Source organism: Porphyromonas sp. COT-052 OH4946 (assembly GCF_000765965.1).
Lineage (GTDB): Bacteria > Bacteroidota > Bacteroidia > Bacteroidales > Porphyromonadaceae > Porphyromonas > Porphyromonas gulae.
The window spans coordinates 426,608-452,268 of the sequence record NZ_JQZY01000009.1; the positions used below are offsets into that span (position 1 = coordinate 426,608).

The 25,661-nt window shown below is 45.2% G+C and carries 23 protein-coding genes and 3 pseudogenes; 10 read left to right on the forward strand and 16 right to left on the reverse strand.

What is annotated here, in order from left to right; all coding sequences use genetic code 11:
• Window positions 1-3 precede the first annotated feature (3 nt).
• The 14 genes from HQ50_RS04165 to HQ50_RS12085 all read right to left on the reverse strand — a co-directional run bounded on the left by HQ50_RS04165 (window position 4) and on the right by HQ50_RS12085 (window position 15,449).
• On the reverse strand, window positions 4-936 hold the full coding sequence (locus tag HQ50_RS04165) for a glycosyltransferase family A protein (RefSeq protein WP_052074889.1): 933 nt from the start codon (window positions 934-936) through the stop codon (window positions 4-6).
• Window positions 929-2,413 (reverse strand): lipopolysaccharide biosynthesis protein, encoded by a 1,485-nt coding sequence (locus tag HQ50_RS04170; protein ID WP_235285227.1) that lies wholly within the window; start codon window positions 2,411-2,413, stop codon window positions 929-931. Before HQ50_RS04170 ends, HQ50_RS04165 begins: the two co-directional genes overlap by 8 nt.
• A 98-nt stretch (window positions 2,414-2,511) precedes the next feature.
• Window positions 2,512-3,777: a nucleotide sugar dehydrogenase gene (locus tag HQ50_RS04175; RefSeq protein ID WP_018966141.1), complete on the reverse strand. Its 1,266-nt coding sequence runs from the start codon at window positions 3,775-3,777 to the stop codon at window positions 2,512-2,514.
• A 306-nt stretch (window positions 3,778-4,083) separates the two neighbouring features.
• A complete protein-coding gene (locus HQ50_RS04180; RefSeq protein ID WP_039428453.1) occupies window positions 4,084-4,605 on the reverse strand; it encodes an HU family DNA-binding protein in 522 nt (173 codons plus the stop codon).
• A 534-nt stretch (window positions 4,606-5,139) separates the two neighbouring features.
• Window positions 5,140-5,709: an elongation factor P gene (gene efp / locus HQ50_RS04190; protein WP_255327686.1), complete on the reverse strand. Its 570-nt coding sequence runs from the start codon at window positions 5,707-5,709 to the stop codon at window positions 5,140-5,142.
• A gap of 764 nt (window positions 5,710-6,473) precedes the next feature.
• Complete coding sequence (locus HQ50_RS04195; RefSeq protein ID WP_039428462.1) at window positions 6,474-7,319, reverse strand: GLPGLI family protein; 846 nt, start codon at window positions 7,317-7,319, stop codon at window positions 6,474-6,476.
• A 71-nt stretch (window positions 7,320-7,390) separates the two neighbouring features.
• The gene (locus HQ50_RS04200) at window positions 7,391-7,726 is read right to left on the reverse strand and encodes a hypothetical protein (protein ID WP_039417854.1); all 336 of its coding nucleotides are present in this window, start codon (window positions 7,724-7,726) and stop codon (window positions 7,391-7,393) included.
• A gap of 552 nt (window positions 7,727-8,278) precedes the next feature.
• The gene (locus tag HQ50_RS04205; protein WP_235317927.1) at window positions 8,279-9,517 is read right to left on the reverse strand and encodes a hypothetical protein; all 1,239 of its coding nucleotides are present in this window, start codon (window positions 9,515-9,517) and stop codon (window positions 8,279-8,281) included.
• Window positions 9,466-10,116 (reverse strand): viroplasmin family protein, encoded by a 651-nt coding sequence (locus HQ50_RS04210; protein ID WP_039428466.1) that lies wholly within the window; start codon window positions 10,114-10,116, stop codon window positions 9,466-9,468. Before HQ50_RS04210 ends, HQ50_RS04205 begins: the two co-directional genes overlap by 52 nt.
• A 27-nt stretch (window positions 10,117-10,143) precedes the next feature.
• Window positions 10,144-11,154 (reverse strand): tetratricopeptide repeat protein, encoded by a 1,011-nt coding sequence (locus tag HQ50_RS04215; RefSeq protein ID WP_235317928.1) that lies wholly within the window; start codon window positions 11,152-11,154, stop codon window positions 10,144-10,146.
• A gap of 16 nt (window positions 11,155-11,170) precedes the next feature.
• Window positions 11,171-11,710, reverse strand: coding sequence for a gamma carbonic anhydrase family protein (locus HQ50_RS04220; protein WP_039417857.1), 540 nt, complete (start codon window positions 11,708-11,710; stop codon window positions 11,171-11,173).
• Window positions 11,711-11,719: 9 nt separating this feature from the next.
• Window positions 11,720-13,507 carry an aminopeptidase P family protein gene (locus HQ50_RS04225; RefSeq protein WP_039417858.1) on the reverse strand — a complete coding sequence of 596 codons (1,788 nt, stop codon included), beginning with the start codon at window positions 13,505-13,507 and terminating at the stop codon, window positions 11,720-11,722.
• Window positions 13,508-13,555: 48 nt separating this feature from the next.
• A complete protein-coding gene (locus HQ50_RS04230) occupies window positions 13,556-15,103 on the reverse strand; it encodes a DUF4301 family protein (RefSeq protein ID WP_039428469.1) in 1,548 nt (515 codons plus the stop codon).
• 253 nt (window positions 15,104-15,356) lie between these two features.
• The gene (locus tag HQ50_RS12085) at window positions 15,357-15,449 is read right to left on the reverse strand and encodes a DUF1661 domain-containing protein (protein ID WP_230623878.1); all 93 of its coding nucleotides are present in this window, start codon (window positions 15,447-15,449) and stop codon (window positions 15,357-15,359) included.
• Between HQ50_RS12085 and HQ50_RS12090 the strand changes: the two genes are divergently transcribed.
• From HQ50_RS12090 to HQ50_RS10655, 4 genes and pseudogenes are all read left to right on the forward strand, one after another.
• Complete coding sequence (locus tag HQ50_RS12090) at window positions 15,421-15,720, forward strand: DUF1661 domain-containing protein (protein WP_235314693.1); 300 nt, start codon at window positions 15,421-15,423, stop codon at window positions 15,718-15,720. The two genes, HQ50_RS12085 and HQ50_RS12090, sit on opposite strands and share 29 nt — an antisense overlap.
• A gap of 171 nt (window positions 15,721-15,891) precedes the next feature.
• Window positions 15,892-17,085, forward strand: a complete 1,194-nt coding sequence (locus HQ50_RS04240; protein WP_039428471.1) for a Xaa-Pro peptidase family protein — start codon at window positions 15,892-15,894, stop codon at window positions 17,083-17,085.
• Window positions 17,086-17,123: 38 nt separating this feature from the next.
• Window positions 17,124-18,815 carry an alkaline phosphatase gene (locus HQ50_RS04245; RefSeq protein WP_080939679.1) on the forward strand — a complete coding sequence of 564 codons (1,692 nt, stop codon included), beginning with the start codon at window positions 17,124-17,126 and terminating at the stop codon, window positions 18,813-18,815.
• Window positions 18,816-19,112: 297 nt separating this feature from the next.
• Window positions 19,113-19,265 (forward strand): annotated as a pseudogene (locus HQ50_RS10655) (transposase); the annotation flags it as partial.
• On the opposite strand, the pseudogene HQ50_RS04250 reads toward HQ50_RS10655, so the two are convergent.
• Both HQ50_RS04250 and HQ50_RS04255 read right to left on the reverse strand, forming a co-directional pair.
• Window positions 19,261-19,692: pseudogene (locus tag HQ50_RS04250) on the reverse strand (conjugal transfer protein TraO); the annotation flags it as partial. The pseudogenes HQ50_RS10655 and HQ50_RS04250 sit on opposite strands and share 5 nt — an antisense overlap.
• A gap of 5 nt (window positions 19,693-19,697) precedes the next feature.
• Window positions 19,698-19,973: pseudogene (locus tag HQ50_RS04255) on the reverse strand (DUF4138 domain-containing protein); the annotation flags it as partial.
• A gap of 146 nt (window positions 19,974-20,119) precedes the next feature.
• Between HQ50_RS04255 and HQ50_RS04260 the strand changes: the two are divergent.
• From HQ50_RS04260 to HQ50_RS04285, 6 genes are all read left to right on the forward strand, one after another.
• Window positions 20,120-20,698: an RNA polymerase sigma factor gene (locus HQ50_RS04260; RefSeq protein ID WP_235314688.1), complete on the forward strand. Its 579-nt coding sequence runs from the start codon at window positions 20,120-20,122 to the stop codon at window positions 20,696-20,698.
• Complete coding sequence (locus HQ50_RS04265) at window positions 20,688-21,248, forward strand: hypothetical protein (RefSeq protein ID WP_039428476.1); 561 nt, start codon at window positions 20,688-20,690, stop codon at window positions 21,246-21,248. The genes HQ50_RS04260 and HQ50_RS04265 overlap by 11 nt, the downstream gene beginning before the upstream one ends.
• 15 nt (window positions 21,249-21,263) lie before the next feature.
• Window positions 21,264-22,040 carry a DUF4252 domain-containing protein gene (locus HQ50_RS04270; RefSeq protein WP_039421912.1) on the forward strand — a complete coding sequence of 259 codons (777 nt, stop codon included), beginning with the start codon at window positions 21,264-21,266 and terminating at the stop codon, window positions 22,038-22,040.
• A 1,400-nt stretch (window positions 22,041-23,440) separates the two neighbouring features.
• Window positions 23,441-23,881, forward strand: a complete 441-nt coding sequence (locus HQ50_RS04275; RefSeq protein ID WP_018964636.1) for a helix-turn-helix transcriptional regulator — start codon at window positions 23,441-23,443, stop codon at window positions 23,879-23,881.
• A 51-nt stretch (window positions 23,882-23,932) separates the two neighbouring features.
• On the forward strand, window positions 23,933-24,730 hold the full coding sequence (locus HQ50_RS04280; protein ID WP_039428478.1) for a dihydroorotate dehydrogenase electron transfer subunit: 798 nt from the start codon (window positions 23,933-23,935) through the stop codon (window positions 24,728-24,730).
• Window positions 24,712-25,635 (forward strand): dihydroorotate dehydrogenase, encoded by a 924-nt coding sequence (locus HQ50_RS04285; RefSeq protein ID WP_039425162.1) that lies wholly within the window; start codon window positions 24,712-24,714, stop codon window positions 25,633-25,635. Before HQ50_RS04280 ends, HQ50_RS04285 begins: the two co-directional genes overlap by 19 nt.
• The last annotated feature ends 26 nt before the right edge of the window (window positions 25,636-25,661 follow it).

The following is a 25,661-nucleotide window of genomic DNA, read 5'->3' on the forward strand; positions in this document are numbered from 1 at the left end:
ATTTTATTTTAATAGGAATTCGTATAAGAGAGCGAAAAGCTTCTCTTTGTATCCTGCTTTATGTGAGAGTAGGATCGTTTTTCTATTCAATGGATATGATTTAATTCGGGTTATATACTCTTCGTATTCGCCTGTAGGTATCGTCGATTTTATTGTCCTGAGTGTATGCGTGAATCCTAACAGCCGATGATTGTATATGTAGGTGTTTGGAAATTGCTTGAGGTAATCGAGATTCCGAAAAGCAACACTCATCATATCTCTCGATTTTTTCGCGCTTTTCGCTGCAGTTATAGAACCCTCCCTTTTCAAATAATAATGAACTCCTATCGAAGAAATACCTATTCGGTTTACTGTTTCCGCTAAATCCGGTAGAATGTAGGAGTCTTCGTGTAGCATGCCCAATGGAAATCTTATTTCTTCCCATATAGATGCCTTGTAGATAGCCGATTGCAACAGCAGAAAATGTCTCGACCACAGAAAATCGACAATAGATTCTTTCCCCTCTTTTATACAAGGTTTTAGGTGAGCTTTGAACGGCCTCTGTTTGCCTGTATTATCTTCTTCCAAAGATATCGGAATTACTACCATATCAACCTCCGGGTGATTCTGCAAATACTTGATATTTGCTTCATAAAAGTCAGATGATACGTAATCATCACTATCGATAAAGGACAAAAAAGAGCCTTTAGCAACTTCAATACCAGTGTTACGGGCAGAGCTTAACCCTCCGTTTTCTTTATGTATCACTTTTATACGGTTATCCTTAAGGGCATAGTCATCACAAACAGCGCCGCATCTGTCCGGTGAACCATCATCGACCAAAATTAGCTCGAAGTCTTCAAAATCTTGCCCTATAATGCTTTTTATGCATTTTTCTAAGTAAGGCTCTACCTTATATACAGGGACAATAATGGATAAAATAGGATTTTTATTCATGTATGTAGCTCAGTTTGTTTTTGATTATATGAAATATACGCTGTGAAAAGTCTTTCATGCCTTTGTCTAACAGAAAAGTGATAGCGTACACGAAGAGAAAGAACAAGAGGAAATGTTTCAGCAAAAATATCGCCCATTTGGTGAATGAAAGTCCTGCATGTATATCAGCGGGGCCAAGCAGCCAATGAGTTGTAAAGCCTGATAATAGAATAACTGCACAGTAAAATAGATACTTGAGATAATACTTCCTCACGGGAATCGACAAGCCATTTCTACATAAGAAGTAGGGTTTCCAAATATGGACAATGAGTATTAGGCTGATAAGCACTCCGGATAGGATGCCTGATAGAGAAAAAAAGAGTCCTAATAAAATAGACAATCCCAGATTGAGGGCAGCCTCTGTAATAGGAGCCCATATATCTCTGAAAAGACCATAAGCGGACAAAAAATCATCGCTGATACGCGTAATGCTGGCGAATGTAATGCCAACGATCAGGAAAAATGGGATTTCTTCCAAAAGATATTCAGCACCTACCCACAAAACAATAAAACTATTTCCTCCAATCCATAAACAATAGGTGACGACTCCTGCTATAAGCATACGGCAGGCAAAATATTCTCCGAAAACCTTTAGGATGGATTCTCGTTTCCCTTCCGCGATAAGGTTTCCTAAAGTTGGTATTATGCCACTGAAAATGGCCACCAGAAGAGAGATTAACCCTGATACTATCAGCATATAATTGCCATAGATGGCAACAAGTGTTAGGGTCGTATAAGCATAGATGATCAGAGGTGAGGTCTGATTGAGTACATACCCTGCAACCTTGTGGAAAAACAGTTGTTTGCTCTTCGTAAGTATTACTTCATGCTCCTTATATACGCTTTTTCCGATCCGGAAAGAAGTTTTCAGCCAAGGATAGGTCTTTCGAACGGAATATTCGAGCATGATTGCAATTAGGAAAGCAAATACAAATTCGACAACTAACCAGCCCTGATAGCTCCATGGCGAATAGTATAGCACCAGGATTTGGATAATAAGCTTGAGGAAGGTTAGACCTTTGGTAATATAGGTTATTTTGTATTGCTTTTGATCCGCGGATAGGATAATCTGTCTGTAATTGACGAAGTAACCCGAAAGAGAAGAGGTTAGAAAGACTATATAGGTGGCATAGGCATACCATAACGGCAGATCTGTTTTTTGAAATATCCAGGGAAAAAAAAGCATAAGAATCATTCCCACGATGATGATCAAAATAGCGATATTCCTGTATAGCCATCCCTGAACTGATACGATCTCGGTGATACCCTTTCGATTATTGTCCAGCAGAGGTTTGAACAATGCAAAAGATACGGCAGTACCAATCCCTAATTCTGATAGGTTCAAAAGGCCGAGCAAATTTGTGATTGTTGTATTCAAGCCCAATACCTCGGTTCCAAGGGAATCGATAAAAACTTTACGGGAAAAGAAAGTAGTCACTAGTATAAGAAGAAAATAGCACAGAGAAACTTTTGTGTTCTGTATGCTATTATCTGTGCGACTTTGCTTTTGTGTCTTCATGAAAGTTTATAAACGTACTACAACTTATAGCATTTTTCTCCTTTGGGATGAATGCCTTTCACGTCGTAGATAACAGTATTGGCTGTGCATGATTTTTCGAGATCGATAGCAAAGAACTCTCTATGACCTACAGCAATAACAATAGCATCGAATTTCCCCTCAGGATATTCATTACAAACCTTTATCCCATATACTTGCTCTGCTATAAAAGGATTTGCCCAAGGGTCGTGTACTACAATATTTTTCGTGTATTCTTGGAGGGTACTGTATATGTCTGTTACTTTAGTGTTACGGATATCCGGACAGTTTTCTTTGAATGTGAATCCTAATATAAGAATGTGTGCATCTTTGACCATGATGCCGGCCTTATTCATTTGTTTGATAGTCTGCATGGCCACGTAGGAACCCATGCTGTCATTCAGCCTTCTTGCCGACATTAATATTTGGGGGTAAACACCAAATACTTGTGCTCGCTGGATAAGGTAATATGGATCTACTCCAATACAATGACCACCGACCAAGCCCGGCTGAAAAGGTAGAAAGTTCCATTTTGTGCCTGCAGCCTCTAATACTTCGTGAGTATCAATTCCCATTGCATTGAAAATCTTCGCGATTTCGTTCATAAATGCAATATTTACATCTCGTTGCGCATTTTCTATGATTTTTGAAGCCTCTGCAACTTTTATCGAAGGCGCTTTGTGTGTGCCATTGACTAACACGGTATTATATACTCTATCCACATAGTCCGCTATTTCCGGAGTAGAACCGGAGGTTACTTTTTTTATGTTCTCTACTGTGTGAACTTTATCCCCCGGATTAATTCGTTCGGGGCTGTATCCGGCAAAGAAGTCCACATTGTATTTGAAACCCGAAACTTTCTCGATAATCGGAATACATTCGTCTTCGGTTACACCCGGGTATACTGTGCTTTCGTACACCACCACATCTCCTCGGTCGATTACCTTTCCGATTGTTTCGCTGGCTGCCAAAAGCGGCCTTAGGTCGGGGGTGTGATTGTGATCTATAGGGGTAGGAACTGTTACAATATAGAGGTTACAGTCTCTAATATCCTCAATTTTTGCTGTGCAAAGCAATCCTTTTAGTAGGGCCTCTTGTAATAACCCATCTCCAATTTCCCCTGTGCTGTCATGTCCTGACAATAATTCTTCCACACGGCTTGGATTGATGTCGAAGCCGATTGTGGAAAATTTTGTAGAAAATAGACGAGCTAGTGGGAGACCTACGTATCCCAAACCGATGATAGCAATCCTAATGTTATTCATCTCTTTTGATGGATATTATCAACGTCTCACAGAGTTTCATTATTCCGCGATGAGGATCGTTTTTCTTGTGTATATGGTGCGGTTCCTCATACTTGAAATGTATCAAAATGTTTAATTTCGACATCTAATCTGAGGTGCTGTGCAAAGGTAGAATTTTTAGGAGGAAGGAAAAAGGAAAGGCCTATTAAAAAACATGAAAGGAAGAATAGTGAGAAGGGTGCGCCGGATCTTTCGGATCGACGCACCCTCTTCGTTGGTTGTTAGTCTTGTGGACTATCTATTGGTATCTTGGTGGAAGTAGTTGGGTTAGAGTCCTCCTCCGCCTGATCCCTGCTCGCCACCACCGGTTTGAGGGCTATCACCACCCGTATCGGTGCCGCCTGCATTGGATGAGGCTCCTGTCGGAACCGGCTTGCCGTACTCGGCAAACTTCAGATCCGGAGCGATCAGCGTACAATCCCGTTCGCGAGTGACTGTATTGTACCGACACTCAGCCCTGAAATTGACCCGAACGGAGTTGAACTGGGAGGCTTTCACGTCCTCTTTCTTCTCCACACCCGATCCTTTGGCCTGTGCAATGAGACGGAAACAGCCGATGCCGTCGAGCTTGATCTTCTTGCCCGAAGCCAATTCCCTACGCATGACGATGCCCAAATCGCGCAGGATACCGAATACATCGCCTCGGCTGGCTCCCGAAAGTTCTGAGATTTGTTCTGCGATGTGCAGGGTGGAGGCAGTGCTGCCGTTGATGACTGTCTGCGGATACCAGAGCTTCTTGCCTGTTGCCTTGTGGGCAATACAGGATTGTCTTCTTTTGAAGAATAACATAATAATTGAAAGAATTAAAATTTAATAATGCGTACTTTTTCTGTCCATTGATTTAATAATAGCAATCGAGAGATCGATTCGGCGCCATCCTCTTCTCTCTGTTTGCACTGCAAAGATAAGGGTAAAGAATCCGATCGTCCAAATGTTTTGCGGGAAAAAGTTTTCAACAACGAAGGGTGCTTTACGCTTTATATATAAAACGACTTTTTTCTTTGTTGGCAAAAGGCTTTGAAGCAGTCCCTCGGCTTTCGGAAAGGAGCCTGAAATCCGATTGTTCGGACTTGTCCGAATGATTTATATATAAAGCATTTTCGATTTGTATATAAATTGATTTCTACTTATATATAAATCGTTTTCATTTTATATATAAATCGAAAACGTTTTATATATAGATCGTCAGCCGTTCGATGGGGAAAAGAAAGCGAGGAAACTTTTCTTGAAAGCATAAAAAAGCAAAGCACCCGCTCGGAGTTCGACAGGAACTTTGGCGGGTGCTTTGCTTTTTGTCGTGTGGGAGAGGTTCCCTTTTGTCTTTTATTCTTTTACTCTACCGATGTAGGAACCGTCGCGGGTATCGACTTCGATGATTTCTCCCTCCTGAATGAAGAGGGGTACGCGTACTTCTGCTCCCGTCTCCACGGTAGCGGGCTTCAGCGTGTTGGTGGCGGTGTCGCCTTTGAGTCCGGGCTCAGTGTAGGTCACACGCAGCTTAACGTGCGGAGGCAGTTCGCAGGTGAGTACCGTTTCGCTGGCGGCATGTACCATGGCTTCGACCATATCGCCGTCTTTGAGGAACTGAACGCCGTCGATGCTCGCACCGGGTATGGTGATCTGCTCGAAGGTTTCGGGGTGCATGAAGTTGTATCCCATCTCATCCTGATAGAGGTACTGATAGGGACGTCGTTCTATTCTGACTTCTTCGACCTTGACGCCGCTGTTCCAGGTCTTATCGAGGATACGTCCTGTAGCGACGTTCTTGAGTTTGGTACGGACAAAAGCCGGGCCTTTGCCGGGCTTGACGTGAAGGAATTCGACGATGAAGTAGTACTGTCCCTCTATTTCGAGACACATGCCGTTGCGAAAGTCTGCAGTNTTTTTATTGATGACGAAAGGGGTAGGGGGCGGTTATCGAAATGCTGCCGATCCTTCGGAATGCAGGCTAAGCCCCCCGTTGCAGGTGCAAAAATAAGAAAAATTGTCAGCGTGGCAGGAAATCTATCGGTCTGAAACAGGGCGATTGCATTTGAAAATTTTTAGTCTCTTCCCTATAGAATTTGAATCTCTGACATATGAATTCATGGTTGTTCTGATAATTGAACGTAGCAATCATGTACATTAGTGGTTCAAATGCGATTGCTCTGCGGCCTAAATATAGTGGTAAATTGAAAATAACAAACTGAAAAAATCCTACGAATAAAAGGATAGAAGAATATCTGTGCAGAATACATCTTGAAAGACCACTTTTTCAGCCACCTTTTCGGGCAATTCCAAAGTCTATATCCCCAATTGTAAAGAGTAATAAGTAAATAATTCTTGGCAAATTTGGTATTCTCTGTTATTATGCAATCAACAAGAAGACTAAGCCTTGTCTAGCCGAAAGAGACAGAAAGTCTATAAAGTTTTTCTTGTTAGAGTATTCCCTGATATCTAGGTAATATGTTCGTCTTGATGGAAAAATATTGGAGATGTGTACAACCTATTGTGCAATTTCTACAAGGAATTGGGTAGAGACGATATCAATGTGTGCTCACTTAACTTCAAATGAAACTATAAGGCATTTCTGAGACCTTGGTCGAAGAATCAATTTGAACTAATGAAAACTAACTCTCTGGGAAATCTGGCTTTTAAGGATCTATATATGAAAGAAACTAATCCTTTTCAATCGGATTGTATGGTGTTTCCGATTGAAGAATTTTTCCATCAATCTCAAAATGTAGATTTTGATAACTTTTCTTGATTTCATGCCAAGATTTATCTCTTTCATAAAGGAATTCATAAGGTGTATTCACTCGATATATGGGGTCATAATTTTTTACCAACAAGACTGCCATTATAACAAAAACATACTCATTATTAGAATCTCGAATCTCCATGATTAAGCCAGGTAAGCCTCCAAAGACATATGGCCCCACAGGAATAGGAATATCTTCTGAATACCAAGCCTGATAAATCCGTCCTCTATAAGAGCATGTAGCTTTTTTACATCGATATCCTTTGATATTCTTTTCTTCATTCAGTGAAATTTCCCAGTTAAACTGTGGGGATATTTCTTCATAAGTGAAATATTCACCGAATTCAGTTCCTAATCTTATTGTATTGATGTCCTTTTGGGGATAATTTCTAAATACTTGGTTTCGGAATATAATTTTGGAATATAGAGAGTACTGGAAATTTGTCACCTCACTTTTGGCAAGAGAATGATTCTTTCTTCTTGCTGTTTCATCTCTAAGGGAATCTGTATAATGCTGATAGAAATCAATAAATTTACTCGTTTTTGATCCTATCTGTAGCAGTGTTAATCCTCTATTAGGGATATTTTGTAAGCTGTCCTGCTTAATTTCAATTTGGTAGTATACTCTATAAATGCATTTATCAAGGAAAACTTTATCAAGAGTATCTGTTTTGAAAGCTTCCAAAGTTATTTCCTGAGCAGAAGAGGAATAGATACCAACTGTAGCAAGTAAAATGTAAAATAAAATGCGAAATAGCGTCATTGGATTTTCATATTATGGGGGTTGGGGAGCCTCTAGAGAATAGAGAATATATAGAGGCTCCCTTACAATGATCACTTAATTTTTCTGCTAGGAATGGGATTTGAAGATGCTTTGGACTCTAATGTCTGAGGAGCTTCTGCATTCAAATTTTGACCCACTTTAAAACATGGAAAATTAGAAGCGCAGAATCTCTTTGCTGCTTGCATAACTTGATTCATTACATTGTTGTAATCTGTCTCATCTCCCTGTATTTTCAAGATGAAATCGCAACTCCTGCCGTCCGTGCAAAAAACCATTACATGAGTTTCTCCTCCGTTAGGCGTTGAACAAGTGACTGCAGTAACATCGGCTGCGTTTGCGATAGAAAACGCTCCTGCCAATAAGACTGTCAAAAAGAATTTTCTCATTTTCTTGTTTTTTTGAGATTATACATGTTAAAAAGCTTTCATATGCTAATGTCGTGAATTCTTTTGATATATACAAACATTTTTGGAGTTTAGTTTTTTCTTGATATGTTATTGAGGTCAACTTCAACCCAGATTTGTCGTTAGGCCTTACTTTTCTAATGACGGCCATTAGAGATTTTTCTTAGTAATCTGCTTAATATCTGCTACTTATCTTCTTATAAAAGTCACATTAGCATCCTAATTTCATCTCACCAATCGGATGATGTGAAGTACATGCTTATTCCAGATATAACTCTTTTTCCTTCAAAGGAATAAGTAGAGCCTCGATTCCATACGCTATTCTCTAATGACCAATCTGAGTTCAATTTTCTTGATTGTTTGGATGTAAATTGATCAAAAAAGTAACCCCTTGGCATATATTGTCTAATGAGAACATTCTGATGTGTAGCACACTCGATGGAAAAAACTAGTATTTGAAGTAAGAAAGAGCAATGTAATTCGTTGAATTTGTACGAGTTGTATATTGACTGGATCACCGCTTGGGTAAAGTTATTATTTGTTTGCTGTGATCAGAAGATAGGCAAGGAACCGGCTGGACCGGTCGGTAATGGTGAGGGGAAGGTAGCCGGCACGAAGTCTGCCATCCACGATAAGGGGGGGATAGCTGCGCTGCATCGTTGAATCCCATTCGTGTGCTTCGCCTTCGGTCCGAAAACTCTTAACTTCGAATACACCTCTTCGACCTTTCTCTATCCAGAGGCCGTAAAGCAGGATAGCTGCCACCCCCATTGTGTATCGTACATTGATCTCGATACAGGGGTGCAGAAACAGGCTGTCTCTCTCGGCATATACGGCCATGTCTACTCCGATATAGCCGGTGTACAATGAGGCGAAGCGTTCCCGTAGATAATCTTTCACAGATGCAACAGCCTCTTCATGTGCTTGTGCTCCGACCGCTTCGGTCAGTTCGGTAGTCAAATCGGTTTGCGTGGCGAGCCGATTGCCCTGATAGGCTCCTCGCTTGTTGGTGTCGAAACGAGACCATCCAACGAAGTAAAGCTCGCCTTTTCCATCCGAATAAAACTCGGCTGCCCAGTCCTGACGGACATCCAATACCGGCTCCACGCTGAATGAGCCAGCGCGGAGGAGGGCCTTGGCCAGCAGGTCGATTTCATTGTCGGTAGGGGAGGGACTCAGCCAGATCAGTCCCCGTCCGGATGAGCTGGAAGGTAATTTGGCCAATAGAGCTGAGTCAGGAGGAAAGTAACGATACCTTTCCTTCAGAAAATCATCGATGGATGTAAACCAATGGGCAGCTATTTCGCTGTGTCCGATCGCTTCGAGGCAGCGTGCAGCTTCACGACGGTGACTGCGTTCATACAGCTCATGTGGATAGGGTGGGGATGAGATGGTGGTGAGCCAAGGATAGCGATGCTGAAGAGCGGCCAACCAGACGGGTGACTGTCCCCACATATCCAAGGTATAATCATTCGAGAGGTGGGCCGTGTCGGTGATTTGCAGTAGCCGGGCTTCGGGTTTGAGCGGATGCGTCTGGGGGACAGGGAGGGTTTCCTCAGGACAGAATACAAGGTCCTGCCTGCTCTTCGTCAGCCAAGCCGGCAGGAGTCCCAAATCGCGCATCATCGTTCGTACTACGGGAGGCGGTACGTAGGGTTTCTTCCCTATAACCTCCGGCACCATTTCATGGCCGGGGTTGAAGAGCAAGAGGCGCGGATGCTTTATTTCCGTCCGAAGTCGGCCGGTATCTCCATCCAGTCGACGGTATTCCATTTATATATAGGGTTGGTAATCCGGTGGGTAGAGAGCCAATGCTCTGCACGCTCTATGAGGTCGAAGACCGCTGCATTCTTATCTGTGCGAGCAAGAAGAGTTTTACATTTTTTCTTTCGAACCCAGCCGATAGCCGTCATGCTATCCGAATAGATAGGGTAGTGAGGTCTCTTCATTTTCTCCAAAAGAGCCAAGGCGTGAACAATGGCCAGAAATTCTCCGATATTATTCGTGCCTCCTTCCAGTGGGCCTACGCGAAATACTTCGGCTTTGGATGCTGTCAGTACTCCTCGATACTCCATCGGGCCGGGATTGCCACTACAGGCTGCATCCACGGAAAGGCTCTCCCAGATAGGCCCCGATTGTGCTACAGTATCTGTATCGGGATACTTATCGGCACCGTGCGTCCCGGTGGATCCATAGGCTTTGCGGTAGAACTCTTCTGCCCCGTCTTCATAGGCCCTTAAAGCATCACTTTCGGTAGTGAAGCTCTTGTAGCGAGCTTTATTGAATCCTTCCGTTTGTGCTCGGCATTCATCCCAGTTATCATAGACACCGGGTGTATGCCCTGCCCATACCACATACCACTTCTTTGCCATCAAGGTTAGGTGTTTATCCGCCGGCTACTAATAGAGGTTGCCCTTGTACAGGTCATTGAAATTAACCGCTTCGCTTTCTGCCTCGACTTCCGGCAGCTTGGCACGCCATTCGTCCGCTTCTTTTGTCTGTCCCTGATTCTCCAGTATCTCAACGAGCATCAGTGTCAGATTGCGCTGCTCCGGCATTTCTTCGATGGCTTCGCGCAGGAACTTCTCGGCTTCGGCTGATCGGCCATCTTTGATCATGAGCGAAGCAATACCACGGTGACCCTCTTCGTTGAAGGGATCCAAACTCAGCAATTCCTCATATGCCTGCATGGCATTTTGTGGCTTCCCTTCGAGCATAAAAATACGGGCACGAAGCATGGGCACTTGTTCTTCTTCGGCATCTAATGCTGCTACCAGATCCAGATCTTGTGAAGCTTCGTCGTAACGCTCCAAATCTATGAGCATACGTGCCCGAAGCAATCTGGCCTGAAGAAAGGATTCGTTTTTTTCGATAGCTTGTTTGAGCAGGCAAAGGGCATCTTGAGGGTTCTGCATGTCTTTCATGGCACAGGCTCCATAGTAGAGGAAGAGAGCCTGCTCTTCGACCTCGGATGTGGATTCAATGCCGGCGCGACAGTCTTCGAGAGCACCCGATGGATTGTTTTGTTCGAGTCTCAGCTTCGCACGGTTCAGCAAGGTCGCCGTATGTGAGGGTACCTCCTCAAGGAGTGAGTCCATCTGAGCCAATGCTTCGTTCAGCAGATGACGCCGAACTAATACTTCCGTCAGGTAATAACGGGTCTCAAACTCGGGGCGTAGCTCCAAAGCCTTACGCAAGGCTTCCGTAGCAAAGACCAGTTCTCCCATATTCATGGCTCTGATGGCATCGAACTTGAGCGTGTCGGCTTGGCGTACGGCATGCTCCGGCTCCTCGGCGTGGTGGCTATTTTCGATATTTACCACAGTCGGTTCATTCACATCCGTATCGGAAGATACAGTTGCTTTTTCCTTTTTAGAGTCAGTGCCAAAGAGGCTTTTCAAAAATTTCATTATAGACAATCAAAAACTAAGGAGTATCTTTTTCAGGTGATTCGTCTTTGAACCATGAGGCATACATGCGGTAGTTGTGAGCAATGCGGAAATTCATTTCACGGCTCTGCTCGGGGTCGACTTTCTTGACAAAACGTGCAGGAGCACCGGCATAAATGCTGTTCGGCTCAATCTGCGTTCCCGTAAGCACTACCGAACCGGCAGCAATGATGGCTCCTTCTCCTACGACCACATGATCCAGCACTACGGCACCCATGCCGATAAGGGCATAGTCGCATATCTTGGCTCCGTGGATGACTACATTGTGCCCGACAGATACGTTGTTACCGATTTCGATAGTGGATTTTTGATAGAGCGTATGCAGGACGGAGCCATCCTGGATATTGACATTGTCACCGATCCGAATGGAATTGACATCGCCTCGCAATACGGCATTGAACCATACACTACAGCCTTTGCCCATGACCACATCGCCTACAATAGTGGCATTATCGGCGAGGAATGTATCCTCGCCGATAATAGGGGTAAAGCCCCTAACACTCTGTATTAATGCCATTTTTTGTGGTTAGATAGTACGGGTTTTTTCTTTGAGCCATGCACTTTCCTCGGCTGTCAGTTCGGGAGCGAGTGTGTTGTACACCCACTGCTGGTAGTCATTGTACCACTTCAATTCATCTGCCGTGAGTAAGCTCTTTTCGATGAGTTCGTTGTCGAAGTAGAAAGCCGTCAGCGTTTCGAATCCGAAGAATCGGCCGAATTCTGTCTCTACGTTCAACTTGGTCACTACGAGGTTTTCGATTCGGATACCGTATTTACCTGAACGATAAAGCCCCGGTTCATTGCTCGTAATCATTCCGATTTTCATTTCGGTAGGATTCTCATCCATGCGAATGTTCTGCGGCCCTTCATGGACGTTGAGGAAACAACCCACACCATGTCCCGTGCCATGAGCATAGTTCATTCCATTGTCCCAAAGGGCTTTGCGTGCCAGTACATCGATCTGACTACCGCGCGTACCCTCCAGATACTGTGCCGTGGCAATAGCGATATGCCCTTTCATTACAAGGGTATAATCCCGTTTGAGTTCGGACGATGGTGTGCTCAGAGCGACTGTACGTGTGATGTCTGTAGTGCCGTCTTGATACTGTGCTCCGCTATCGAGGAGGAGTACTCCTTCTCGTTTGACCACGTGGGCAGATTCGGGTGTGGCGCGGTAATGAATGATAGCACCATGATCCTGATAGCCGCATATCGTATCGAAACTATCTCCGAAATAGAGGGGCTGAGCAGCACGGAATGCTGTGAGCTTTTCGCCCAATACCACTTCGTCATGGTTGCGACCGGCTTCCCACTCCTGCTCCAACCACATAAAGAATCGGGTAAGGGCAACGCCATCACGTACCATAGCGGCACGAACTCCGGAAAGCTCTTGCTCGTTCTTGATGGCTTTCAATGCAGTAATTGTGCTGACGCCGTCTATTTTGCGACAAGCAGCAGGAATAAGGTCGTAAAGTGCGCGAGTAATGCGTTTCTTGTCGATAAGCAGCCTTTCTCCGGCAGGCAGTGCAGGGATATATTCATATATGGCTTCGTAGGGCATAATCTTGACTCCGCCTTCTTCCATGGCTGAGCGAACTTCCTTCGTAATCTTCTCCGAGAAAGCAAAGAGGACAGATTCTCGAGCCGATACATAACCGAAAGCAACTCCTACGGGGTTGCACTCCACATCTCTACCACGAAGATTGAATATCCAAGCCAATTCGTCCAACATGGTGATAATCGTGGCATTGGCACCTTGTGCAGCCAGTTCTTTATTGACACGTGCGATCTTGTCTTTCACGCTTTCTCCTGCATACTTCACGGGCTGCACGAAAAGCTCTCCTCGAGGGATTTCGGGACGATCTTGCCATGCTTCATCGAAAAGATCCTTATCGGTCCTTAATTTGATGCCGTATATATCCAAAGCTGATTCGGTTGCAAAGGCAGCACCTGCCGGAAAGCAACGTCCATCTATACCCACTGTTTGGCCGGCTTTCAGCTCGGCGGCAAGAAACTGTTCGATGGAGGGAGTTCCGGGGATACCTTCCTTGTAGAGGTCGATAGAGGTACCTTCGAGCTGTTGGCCTGCTTGTAGGAAGTAGCGTCCGTCCGTCCATAGGCCGGCCTTATCTGCTGTGACCACTACAGTACCGGCCGATCCGGTGAAACCGGAAATCCAACGGCGACCTTTCCAGTGCTCGGGAGTATATTCACTTAGGTGGGCATCCGAACTCGGGATGATATAAGCATCGATATGCTCATGACTCATGACTTTGCGCAAAGACGCGAGACGCTGCAAAATATCGTTTGTCATTGTTGTTTAAAAGGTTTTTGGGGAATTGTTTATTATGGGTTGATTATTTTAGTTCTGACAGGGTTGGTGCTCAGGCCGCAAGAGGTCATTGACCGTCTTGACCGGAGCAAATGTACTGATAGGTACTTCTATGAATATCGTATTCCAGTCGTCCATGGCCCCGTTCCACAGCCCCGGTCGTTCAAGGGCGAGCAGCTTACGCCCGTCTTTGCTCTTTTCGGATATGAAGGCCGTTTTGGGATTAACGAACGATTCGAGGTTGAACGGTTCCCCTTTGTAGTTGCGCAAAGAGCAAACCAAATCCACAGGATTGAAGTAGGAGCCTTGTTCGAACATAGCTCTCTTTTGGGGATCGGACATGTCGATCTGAGTACTTTCCAGTATCTGCAAAGAAGAACTGCCGTCTGCTTCGCGAATGATAAAAGGCCCCCCACCGGGTTCACCCTGATTGCGCACCATACCGCAGACACGTATCGGACGGTCTAATTTGCGACGAAGCAGTTCCAAGAGGTCTTTGTCCTCCATCAGGTCTATATTCGAGATTTCGATGCAGAAATTGTCCCGAAGGAAATCGACGATCTCCATCAGTTGGGCATGAACGACCTTGGGCCTTTCCAGTAGTTGGAGATAGTTGAATATATGCTCTCTGGCCTTTACCAACACGCCGGCGATGAGCTTCTTATATATAATGGTGTCGCACTTGAGAAAGTCGGGGACTACATTGTCGATATTCTTGATGAAAACGATGTCAGCATTTGTCTCCTGAAGATTACGAATGAGTGCTCCGTGGCCACCCGGGCGGAAAAGAAGCTCTCCGTTTTCGAGGCGGAATAGCTCGCCCTCCGGAGTTAGTGCCAATGTATCGGTAGATGAATCTTGTACACTGAACGAAACTTCGTAGCGGATACAGTATTCGTCCTCCAAAAAACGCTGGCGTTTATCTATGTTGTTTTTGAATTCTTCGATGTGCTCGGGCGAAACGGTAAAATGTACCTTGACCTGTCTTGTGCCGCTGCGCTCATAGAGTGCTCCTTCGGCCAAATGCTCTTCGGTGGGAGTTCTGGCTTCTTTTCCATAGTGGTGAAAGAGGAGCAAACCTTTCGGGAGATTGCCATAGTTAAGCCCTTTGGGATAGAGCAGATTCTCCACCACAGTCTTGTATTCTTTGGAAGCTATGAGCTTGGGTACAGTGCGCCAAGCATTGCGCAGGCATGTCTCGTTAAGGGAGTCATAGAACGCAAATCGAGTAAGGTGTGCAAAGAATGCTTTCTCTGCATCCGTAGTCGGCTCATTGTAATCGGCATCGAGGAAGTTGTACAAATCCTTGAACATGCGCGAAGCGGCACCGGATGCCGGTACAAACTTGACAACGTTGCAGTTCGGACTATTCAAATATCTGTCCCATTCCAGTAGATAGGCGGATTTGTCATCCTCATCCAAACGCATGATTCCATTCTCTAATGAAGCAGGTCCAATGATATTAGGATACGGGAATCCATATCTGAGGGCTTCCACCTGACGCATTGCTTCTTCCGGTGTGATGCCTTTAGATTCCAGTTGGTTCAGATCATCGTTGTTGAAGAGGGAAGTAGTCATCAAAATTTGCTTTCTATTTTCTTTACGTGTAAAGGTAGGGATATTCTCGCAAATCTTGAACGTAAAAAAACAGCTCGTATATTTTCGGATAACCGTTCTCAACGTGAGTTCGATCCGAGCGCAGCAGGTCAAAGAGAGCTTATGGACAATTTCGGGATCCGATCCGGACACCTCGCGAGGAGCGATGATTCAGGATACCGGATTCTTGATATGGCAGGGTCAAAACGGAGTGGAATCCTAATGACCGATCGGTTTACGCGCGAAAATTTTCCCGTTTGCTACTCCCCAAAACGTGGCGCGCAAACTTTTTGATTTTGGTGCGGCAAGCAAAAAATTTACGCGCCACAACGAAAAAATTCTCGCGCCACCTGTTTCAGGAAATACAGACCGCAGTTACGGCATTTTTGGAGCGTATTGCTGAGGCTGCGATAGATCGAAGTCGCACGTTCTCGAGCCTCCGGTGTAGCGAAATCATTCGTTTTTATGATTTGCATTGCTGTTTATTGCCCGAATGGATACGACTCAATGTTGCCAATGAAGTCCATGTCAGTCAAATCCCAATATCAGTATTTTCACAAGTAGAAGAAGCAAATCGGGGAATCGGCAAGGCTCTCTAAATCGGATAAGATGGTTTTCTGTACCGAAAGATTGGGATAAGTACCTAACTGGCTTTAGACCTCTAAATCGGATAAGATGGTTTTCTGTACTGACAAATCGCGATTATTCATGACTTGCGAATATGCTTTTCAGTACTTTTGTTCCGTTAATCAAAATAATCTCAAAATATTATGATCAAATTAGCGTCTGCAGCCTTGAAGGCAGATCTCCGAATACGCCAAGAGCGCGTACGTATAGCAATGGAAGAAGAAGGATATGATGCTTTGCTGGTGACAAGTAATGTCAATTTGCTTTATCTCTCCGGATCCATATATGGAGGAGCAGCCTATTTGCCGGCAGAGGGAGAACCGATCTTTTTCGTTCGTCGTCCACAAGTAATTGAGGAGGGAAATATTTGTCCCATACGTAAACTCGAAGACATTCCCGCGTTAATTCAGCATAGAGGAGGCGTTTTGCCTCGACGTATCATGCTTGAAAACGATGAATCTTCCTATAGCGATATCAAGCGCCAACGCAGTATCTTTCCGGATGCCGAATACGGTAATGCTACGGCTTTGTTGCGCCGTTTACGAATGATCAAGACACCGGGTGAAATAGAACTGTTTCGTCGGACTGCAGCCGTGCATGGTGAAGTTTATACACGTATTCCCTCTCTTTATAAGCCGGGTATGACCGATAAAGAGTTTCAGATCGCAATCGAACATTTGATGCGTTGTTATGGTTCCGAAGGTATATTCAGAACATATGGTTCTGCAATGGAAATCTATATGGGCAATGTGATCGTAGGAGATAATGCCGAGTCGCCGTCTCCTTATGATTTCGCGATGGGTGGAGGTGGCACAGATGCTTTGCCGTTGGGCGCAAACGGATCGCCCATGGAGGAAGGTATGTGCGTTATGGTGGATATGGCCGGTAACTATTCCGCATATATATCCGATATGACTCGCAGCTACGCTATCGGAAAAGTATCGGACGAAGCCCTGCGATTGCATGACCTTAGTCGGGAAATTCAGGCGAAGGTAATGGAGAGTGCCGAACCCGGGATGTCGTGTGCCGATCTATACAATCGCTCTGTGGAGATGGTGGAAGCGGCGGGAGCTTCCGATAAATTCATGGGGACGAAGCAACAAGCTAAATTTGTGGGACATGGCATAGGTCTACAGATCAATGAAATGCCTGTGCTAATGGCTCGTAGCAAAGAGGTGCTAACGCCGGGGATGGTAATAGCGTTCGAACCCAAATTCGTTCTTCCCGGTATTGGGGCCGTAGGTAATGAGAATAGTTTTCTGGTTACGGAATCCGGCGTAGAGAAACTAACGATTTGTTCTGAAGAGCTGATAGATCTATCAGCTGTCGTGAAATAATAGAACATTAGATCAATCATTTAACAGATTAACAAACAATGAAACGAATCAAACAAACTCTTAGTACGATTCTTCTTTTTATTATCGTACTCTCTCCGGCTCTATATGCCGGTCAGCCACGAGAAGTCAAGACTGTTCGGAACGTCATTCTGATGATTCCCGATGGTACTTCTCTCTCAGCAGTTTCTCTGGCTCGTTGGTATCAGCGATACCTGAATCCCGAACGCCAGCACTTGGCTATTGATCCGTATATATGCGGCACTGTGCTGACCTATTCGTCCGATGCTCCTATTGGAGACTCTGCTCCTACTACTTCGTGCTATATGACGGGTATGCCATCTAATACGGGTTTTGTATCGACTTATCCTGTCAGTTCGGGTGATGCTGATCTGATTCCGGTGGATAAGGCTCGTGCTTATTCGCCCTTGGCTACTTTTCTGGAGGCAGCTAAAATTATGAAGGGAAAGAAAACGGGTCTTGTGGTAACTTGTCACTTCCCTCATGCTACTCCTGCCGATTGCTCTGCGCATTCTTATTCTCGTAAGAAATACGATTGGATTGCAGCGCAGATGGTACACCAAAACCTGGATGTCGTGCTCGGAGGTGGAACGCGTTTCCTCCATCCGGAGCTACAATCCGTGCTCAATAGCCGTGGCTATGGACTCTTCTTGGATGATATAAAAGGCATGCGAAGTTTCCAAGGTGATAGGATGTGGGCTTTATTCGGAGAGCGTGAGATGCCCTACGATTTGGATCGGGATACGGCCAAAATCCCTTCATTGGAAGAAATGACTCGTTTGGCTATCGACAAGCTGAACAAATCTGAAGAAGGCTTTTTCCTTATGGTGGAGGGTAGTAAAGTGGATTGGGCTGCACATGCCAACGATCCTGTGGGGATCGCTACCGAATACCTTGCTTTCGATCGCGCTTGTGCTGCAGCATTCGACTTTGCACGTCGAGATGGTGAAACAGCCGTTATCATCGTGTCGGATCATGGCAATAGTGGCGTAAGTATAGGCAAACAAAGTGTCAAAGACTATGATAAGCGTACGGCAAAAGATCTTTTCGATCAGCTCTGTCGTTTCCGTATGACAGCCGACGGACTTGCAGACCGCTTGATGAATACTCCTGTGGACAAGGTCCAGAGTCTGGTGAAGGAGGTTTGTGGTTTCGAGCTGAATGCCCAAGAGCTGGAAGCTCTTTACAACTGTCCTGACTACATCCATAGCCCTATACCCGAAGAACAGCGAAAACTGACTACGGAGTCGCTCTACAGCGGTTCGCTCAGTACTTTTATCGCATCGCTTTACACTGAACATACTTCTATCGGTTTCACCACTCGTGGACATACCGGCGAAGAAGTGCTACTGGCAGCATATCATCCCCAGGATACACGTCCGATGGGAATGGTCATAAACTATGAACTGAATGACTACCTATGCCGTCTGTTTGATTTAGGAGGCCAATTGCCCGTCCTTACTGATAAGATATTTGCTCCCCATACGGAGGTGTTCCAAGGTATGAGCTACAGTATCAAAGGCGGAGAGAAGGAAGGGGAACTACCTGTTCTTGAAGTGAAAAAAGGCAGCCGTCGCTTACTGGTAGCACCTTTCTCCAATACAGTTATTTTCAATAAGAAAGCTGTTGATCTGTCTTCCGTAGTAGTCTATGTAGACAAGACCAATACTTTCTATTTGCCTCGTGAATTGCGTTCTTTATTCGGAGAGTAAGCCCGCTTGATGTGTGTCGGAAACGCATCGAAAGATCAGATCCGATTGTACACATCCCATGAGATGTTGTAGATGGATCCGAATGTTTTTCTCTGATAGAGATAACAAGAATAACTAAAGCGTAGATAGCCCCGAAAGTTTTTGTACAACTTTCGGGGTTTTATTTTCTTATTCGTGTCCGAGGGAAAGTGTATTCTCGCTCATGTCTATTGTCTTTTTGATCTGCAATAATGATAAGACAAGGATTCAGTCCTTATTGTAAACGCTCTTGTCTGTTACTAATACGTCAAACTGACGTTACATATTGTTATCAACGACAAGGGTGAAGTCATCAACTATCAAATCACACCGGGCAATTGTGATGACAGAGAACCTCTGAAAGACGGAACATTCACCAAGAATCTTTTTGGCAAACTCATTGCCGATAGAGGCTACATTTCCCAAAACCTTTGACGAAGCGAGAGCGGTCAAGGAGTGTTGCCCCATCGGGCAGAAGCGTCTTCTCTTCATTTAGCTCTTCATAGCCACCAAGGGTAGAGATGCCGAGGTAGGTAAAGATATTCTTCCCTCTGTCTGAGAGGATAGGTTGCATATAACCCACTTGTAAGAGCATATCACGCATCGGCACTTGATACGAGCGATAAGGCAAGCTCTGCTCTTCGTAGTCTGCCGAAAGGAAGGCATAGTTCTCTCGCTTGAGATACTTGGTGAGCGAAACGCTCACCCCAAATTGACCATTTGTAAAGAGCCTTTCGCCCTTGATAAGTGGTACGGATGCCGTGACCTCAATGCCTTTTTGTTTCGGGATGAATCGTTGTACCTCTGCGGAGATGAGTCCACAGAGGGCACAAGCGATGAGTAAACAAAACTTCTTCATAGGATTTACCATTTGAGTTTGAGGTTGTCAATCTTCTTAGTCATTAAGAGGTCTTCCTGCTCGAGGTAGAAAGAGAGCATACGTCCTCCGTTTCTTTCGTAGAGGGTAACTTCGAGTTGCTTATCCTCTGAGAGAGCGAGTTGCTCAAGAGCAAAGACGGTACGTTCACTATCTTCGGCACGCACCTGCATCACTTGATGGTATGCTCGCAAGGGTTGCAGAACTCGCTCCTGAATAGCAGTACACTTGGCAACCTTCTTATCCATCACCTTGAAAGAGAGGTCTATAGGTCAAATTGCAGGCTGTTATTTTAGGTGTAGGTTGGGCTATCATCGTCTGGCGGTCTTCCGATTGTGATAACTTTCCTTCCGATTAGACTCGGTGGCGGCAGAAGTTTTTCCTTCCGTTTGTAACAAATGAGTGCTTTTTGCATCTTCATATATACAAGGGCATTCCTGCGGATGCCTGCCTTTACACAAGAGAACGGACTGAGTACGACGTGAATACTATCGCTTTCAAGGAGATTTTTCTTCCGATTCGCCCCTCCATTCGGGCTGTTTGCCACGCGTTTTTGCGCGACGAGGAGGAGGCTGAGGATGCCACCCAAGAGGTCTATCTGCGTTTGTGGGAAGCACGAATGCGGCTGGACGGACTGGACAATCCGAGGGCGTATGCCATCCGAATAGCTCGGAACTACTGCCTGAGCCTGATCCGAAAGGCAAGCAACAGCCCTTATCCGACTTCCTTGGAGGCTGCCGAGGTGCAGGAAGTGTCCGAGGCTCACGGTGGTGAGGCCGATCTACTGCTCTCGGAGCAAATCGGGAGGCTACGGCAGTGGTTGAGAAGTGTGTCCGAATTGCATCGGACGGTCTTTGCCATGAGCCACTTCCGGCGGCTTTCGAATGGCGAGATTGCCGAGCGATTGGGACAGACGGAGGGCAATGTGAGGGTGATACTGTGCAGACTGCGTAGAGAAGCCAAGGAGGTGATGAAAGATGACGCGTGAAGAGAGAAATAAAATCGACCGGCTACTGGAAAGTTTTTATGCCGGTACCACTTCTCCGGAAGAGGAATTAGAGCTGTATTGCTTGCTGGAAGGATTGCCCGATCCGGCTCCCTACGATTCGGACTTGCAGCTTTTGCGAGCTTTGATCGGTCTTCCTGAGCGTGAGACGGCCATGGAGGATGATTCGGATAAGGCTCTCTTGGAAAAGATAGCGAGTTGGGAGGATCGTGTCCGGCATCCTTCAAGGCGGTTATCGCTTCGGTGGGTACGCTACGGGGCTGTAGCCTGTGTGGCTTTGGCACTGGCCATAGGTGTGGCAGTGGAGCTGAATACGGTGTGGCAGCTTTCGTCCAACAGGAACGGGATCGCTCTCGATCGGGACGAAGCCGTTCGCGAAACGGCCTACGCCATGGAGCTATTGGAGTATTGTCTCGATCGCGGAGCTGATGCGGAAGGGGAGTTTGTGGAGATGCTCGGATGGGAAGAGGAAGCCTTGTACACGGAGACAGCTATGTCCGAAGAGGAATATGATAGAAACACAATAGAATAAAAAAGGAGAATAGAGATGAAAGCAAAAATGATCGTAGCCCTGATCGTGGCTGTATGCATGCTGTCCCCGATAGCCAATGCCCAGCGTATAAAAGTGGAAGAACTCAGGAAAGATAACGGCATCGAATCCGTCTATCTCTCCAAGTCGATGCTCAAAATGGCTTCGAAGTACCTGAAACGGAAGACGGATATTAGCATCAATATGTCGTTGCTGGATGGGATGTACATTTTTTCGACCGATATGAATCGCTCTTCGTCCGCGGCTCTGATTCGCAGGACCTTTTCACCGATTATGAGTGGAAGCCGTAAGGACTATGAGGAGCTGATGTCTGTACAGGATGGCAGCGAGCGAATCGGTCTCTATGCCGAGAAGAGCAAGAAGAATACGTTCCGGACACTTGTCCTGTACACGGAGGACACGGAGGAAATACGTGCGCTCGTCATGGAAGGGACATTCACGCGAGAGCAGCTCAATCAAATGATTTATCCCAATGGCCGTTCGCGTTATTTCCGCAAGGAGTGGAACGTTTTGAAGCCTGACAACTCGGAGGCTATGCGAAAATATCGCAAGCAAAAGGAGAAATACTACCAAGAGTATCTCAAGGCTCAGAAAAAGCAAAATCAAGAATGGCGCAAGGAGCGGGAAAAGTTCCGCCAAGAGATGGAGAAAGCTCGCAAACAATACCGCGAAGAAATGAAAAAGGCCCGGGAAGAACTCCGAAAGGCAGGAGCAGAATCCTATCTGATTTTTCCCGATTCTACCTGGAAGATAGATATGGCCGATCTGAATTGAGCTTTTTCGTTTCAGGAGAACAAGCATCGGTGTCGGATAAATGCGTACTTTTGCCTACGGTTACAGCAGCCTGCTGAGAGCTGCAATGCCGCTTGTATCAAACTATATTAGTAAACGACCTATGAGAATAATCCTGCACTCCGACTCCCAACCTGTCCTCCATCCAAGGACTATGACTAACTATGGCCATATCTTTTGTTTATACCTGTGTCATATACCGGATTGAATGAGATATGCAGCTATGGAATGAGGCGGAATAAAGAATAGATACCGTCCAAAATATAAGGCACCCACACGGTTCGGCTACGAATCATGTGGGTGCCTCTGTTTTATAGCCCAGTGAAAAGGCCTTTTTCGGCCTTCGATTTATATAGAAATGAGTTTCGATCTATATATAAATTGAAAACGATTTATATACAAATCGAAAATGATCTATATATTTATCGAAAACGGTTTGTATATAGATCGTTATCCTATCTCTCAAAAGCCCTGTTTCGATCCGAAAAAGTCCACCTCCACACCTTTTGGCCTTCAAAATCCGCTTCTTATTAACCTCTTATTTGGAATCATTCCAAACTCATCTTGGTTGTTGAAAACTTTTTTGGCGCGTGTTTTTAGTGCAAGTGTTACGCTAAGGAGAAGGTAGTTTCTTTATTTATCATCAGAGTCGAGAACAGGCTATTCGGCTACTTGGATTTCTCTTTTTTATCATCGGTGCCATATTTTGCCCTTTTTAGGCCGAATATCCCCTTCAAGGCTATTGAGGTAGTGAGAGGTCATCGAAAATTTTTAGAAGCCTTCTGAGCCATGTTTTTTAAGCCACTTAATTTGTTGATACCGCCATTTTGTCAGTTTAGAGGATCCATCTTTATTGCGTTACATTTGTGCAGTCACAAATGGGGATAAATTACACTTCGAAACTCGTTTTCAGTTTACAATCTTGACTCGGTCAGGATGTAATCAAATTGAACCGATCTTAATATACATGTGTATTGCAGCGATTTACACTTGAAAACAAACCGAGCAATACAGCTTTATACACCTTTATATTAAATGTATAATACAATAGTTATCAGGTTATTATATTATATTATATGAAGTATTTGTATCGAAATAGAGTGGGGGAGTGGCGTTGTTGATTCGTAATGGCCTTATAAGTTCTAATGTGATATATTATATTACTTATAACCAATATATTATAGGATAAATCTAAACTGATGGTAGATGTTGATAACTCCAAGCTTATTGACAATCCAAGTGTAATCGCACAAATGTGTGATACATTTGTAATTAGTTTGGGTTGTACATTGCTGTTGTCCCGTTTGTGGATGTAAATTCGAATTTGTAAATTTGCTTCTGTGGATATGATTTGCTCAAAAAGGTGACAAAAAGACAGTATTATGATCGATGCAGATGCAATTAAGATGCGTATTCTTTCCATGATGGAGCAGTTGGGAATGACTCCTTCTGCTTTCGCTGATCAAGCCGGAATTTCCCGTTCCGCTCTGACGCACATTACCTCCGGCAGAAATAAAGTGACCTTGGACATGATCAACAAGATCGTGCAGGGATTCGATGAATGGAGTGCGGAGTGGATTATCTTTGGCAAAGGGCCTCAACAATCGGATAAAATGCCTTTTGAGAATGATCTTTTCTCTTATTCTTCCATGCCGGAGCAGGAGTTGCATACAAGGACTAAAGATAATTCCGGCATACAGAGCTCATCGGGCAGACCGGAGCCGGAAATCAAGATCGTTCAAATGCCTGCGAAGCAAATCGAGAGAATTACGGTTTTCTATTCGGATGGCAGCTATCAAGAGTTTCGCTCAAACAAAGAGTAAGCCTCTCTTTTTTCGTAATTTTGCACTCGAATACTGCAACTCGGTTTCTCGATGAAATACAACCATAAACTGCGTGTAGCAGCCAATACGAAGCTAAACGACAGCTATTTCCTTCTTACACTTGTACCGGAGCATAATGAAGCCCGATTATCTCTGCCGGAAATAAAGCCCGGACAGTTTGTTCAGGTACTGACTGATGCCCAAGGGGCTTTTTTGCGTCGGCCTATCTCTGTTTGTGATGTCGATTACGAACGGCAGGAACTATTGCTTCTGGTTCAAAAAGCAGGCAAGGGCACACATGCTTTAGCTTTATTGCAAGTATCCGATTCGTTGGATCTTTTATATCCGCTTGGACAGGGCTTTACGCTTAACGATCAGCCGGATGGAGAGTACCGTCCTCTTCTCGTGGGTGGCGGTGTAGGCACGGCTCCTATGCTCTATTTGGCCCGTTGTATCAGAGAGATGGGGATCGTGCCGGATGTTCTGCTTGGTGCGCGTTCTGCCGATCTGATCGTTATGCAGGACAGATTTTCCCGCTTTGCCAACCTGCATTGCACCACAGAGGACGGTTCGTTGGGGGTGAAGGGCTTTGTCACGAGCCACCCGACCCTTCGGGATGCTGATTTTTCTCATATATATGTGTGTGGCCCGAAAGCCATGATGGTGGCGGTGGCATCCCTGGCACGCCAACGAAATATCCCTTGCGAAGTCTCTCTGGAAAATACGATGGCTTGTGGTATCGGGGCATGTTTGTGTTGTGTGGAAAATACAAAAGAAGGCAATCTTTGCGTCTGTACGGAAGGACCGGTCTTCAATACAGATAGATTACAATGGTTCGAACAGAAGTAGAAATCGGTAGGGGATTAACTATTAAAAATCCCGTAATGACTGCCAGTGGCACCTATGGCTATGGTACCGAATACAAAGATTTTATCGATATAGACCGGTTAGGTGCCATAGTTGTCAAAGGAACCACGCTCCATCATCGGGAAGGGAATGCGTATCCACGCATGGCCGAGACTCCATCGGGGATGCTGAATGCCGTGGGCTTGCAAAATAAGGGTGTTCACTACTTTGTAGAGCATATATATCCGGTTATCAAGGATTATCGGACGGAGATGATCGTCAATGTAAGTGGCTCCACCTTGGACGATTATGCAGAGACTTCCCGAATAATAAATGAGCTGGAGCATATCCGGGCTATAGAATTGAATATATCTTGTCCCAATGTCAAGCAGGGAGGTATGGCTTATGGCGTTACCTGCGAGGGGGCGGCGTCCGTCGTTAAAGCTGTGCGCCGGGCTTATGACAAGACATTGATCGTAAAACTTTCTCCCAATGTGACTGACATCACAGAGATAGCTCGTGCGGTAGAGGCTGAGGGTGCCGATGCCATTTCGATGGTCAATACGTTTCTTGGTATGGCTATTGATGCGGAAAAACGCCGTCCCATCCTTTCGACCATTACAGGAGGCCTTTCCGGGCCATGTATCAAGCCCATTGCTCTACGTATGGTATGGCAAACCGCCAAGGTGGTACAAGTGCCTATAATCGGTATGGGAGGGATCGCATCTGCGGCTGATGCCATCGAGTTTTTATTGGCCGGAGCCACGGCTGTGCAGGTGGGCTGCTACAACTTCGTAGATCCTGCTGCAGCTTCTCATATAGTCGATGGCATAGAGGATTATCTCCGAAGGCATGGAATCAGTGATGTAAAAGAGCTGATCGGCTCACTCGTAATTGAACATAATTAGAAGGCGTGCAAGGCAATCAATAAAAA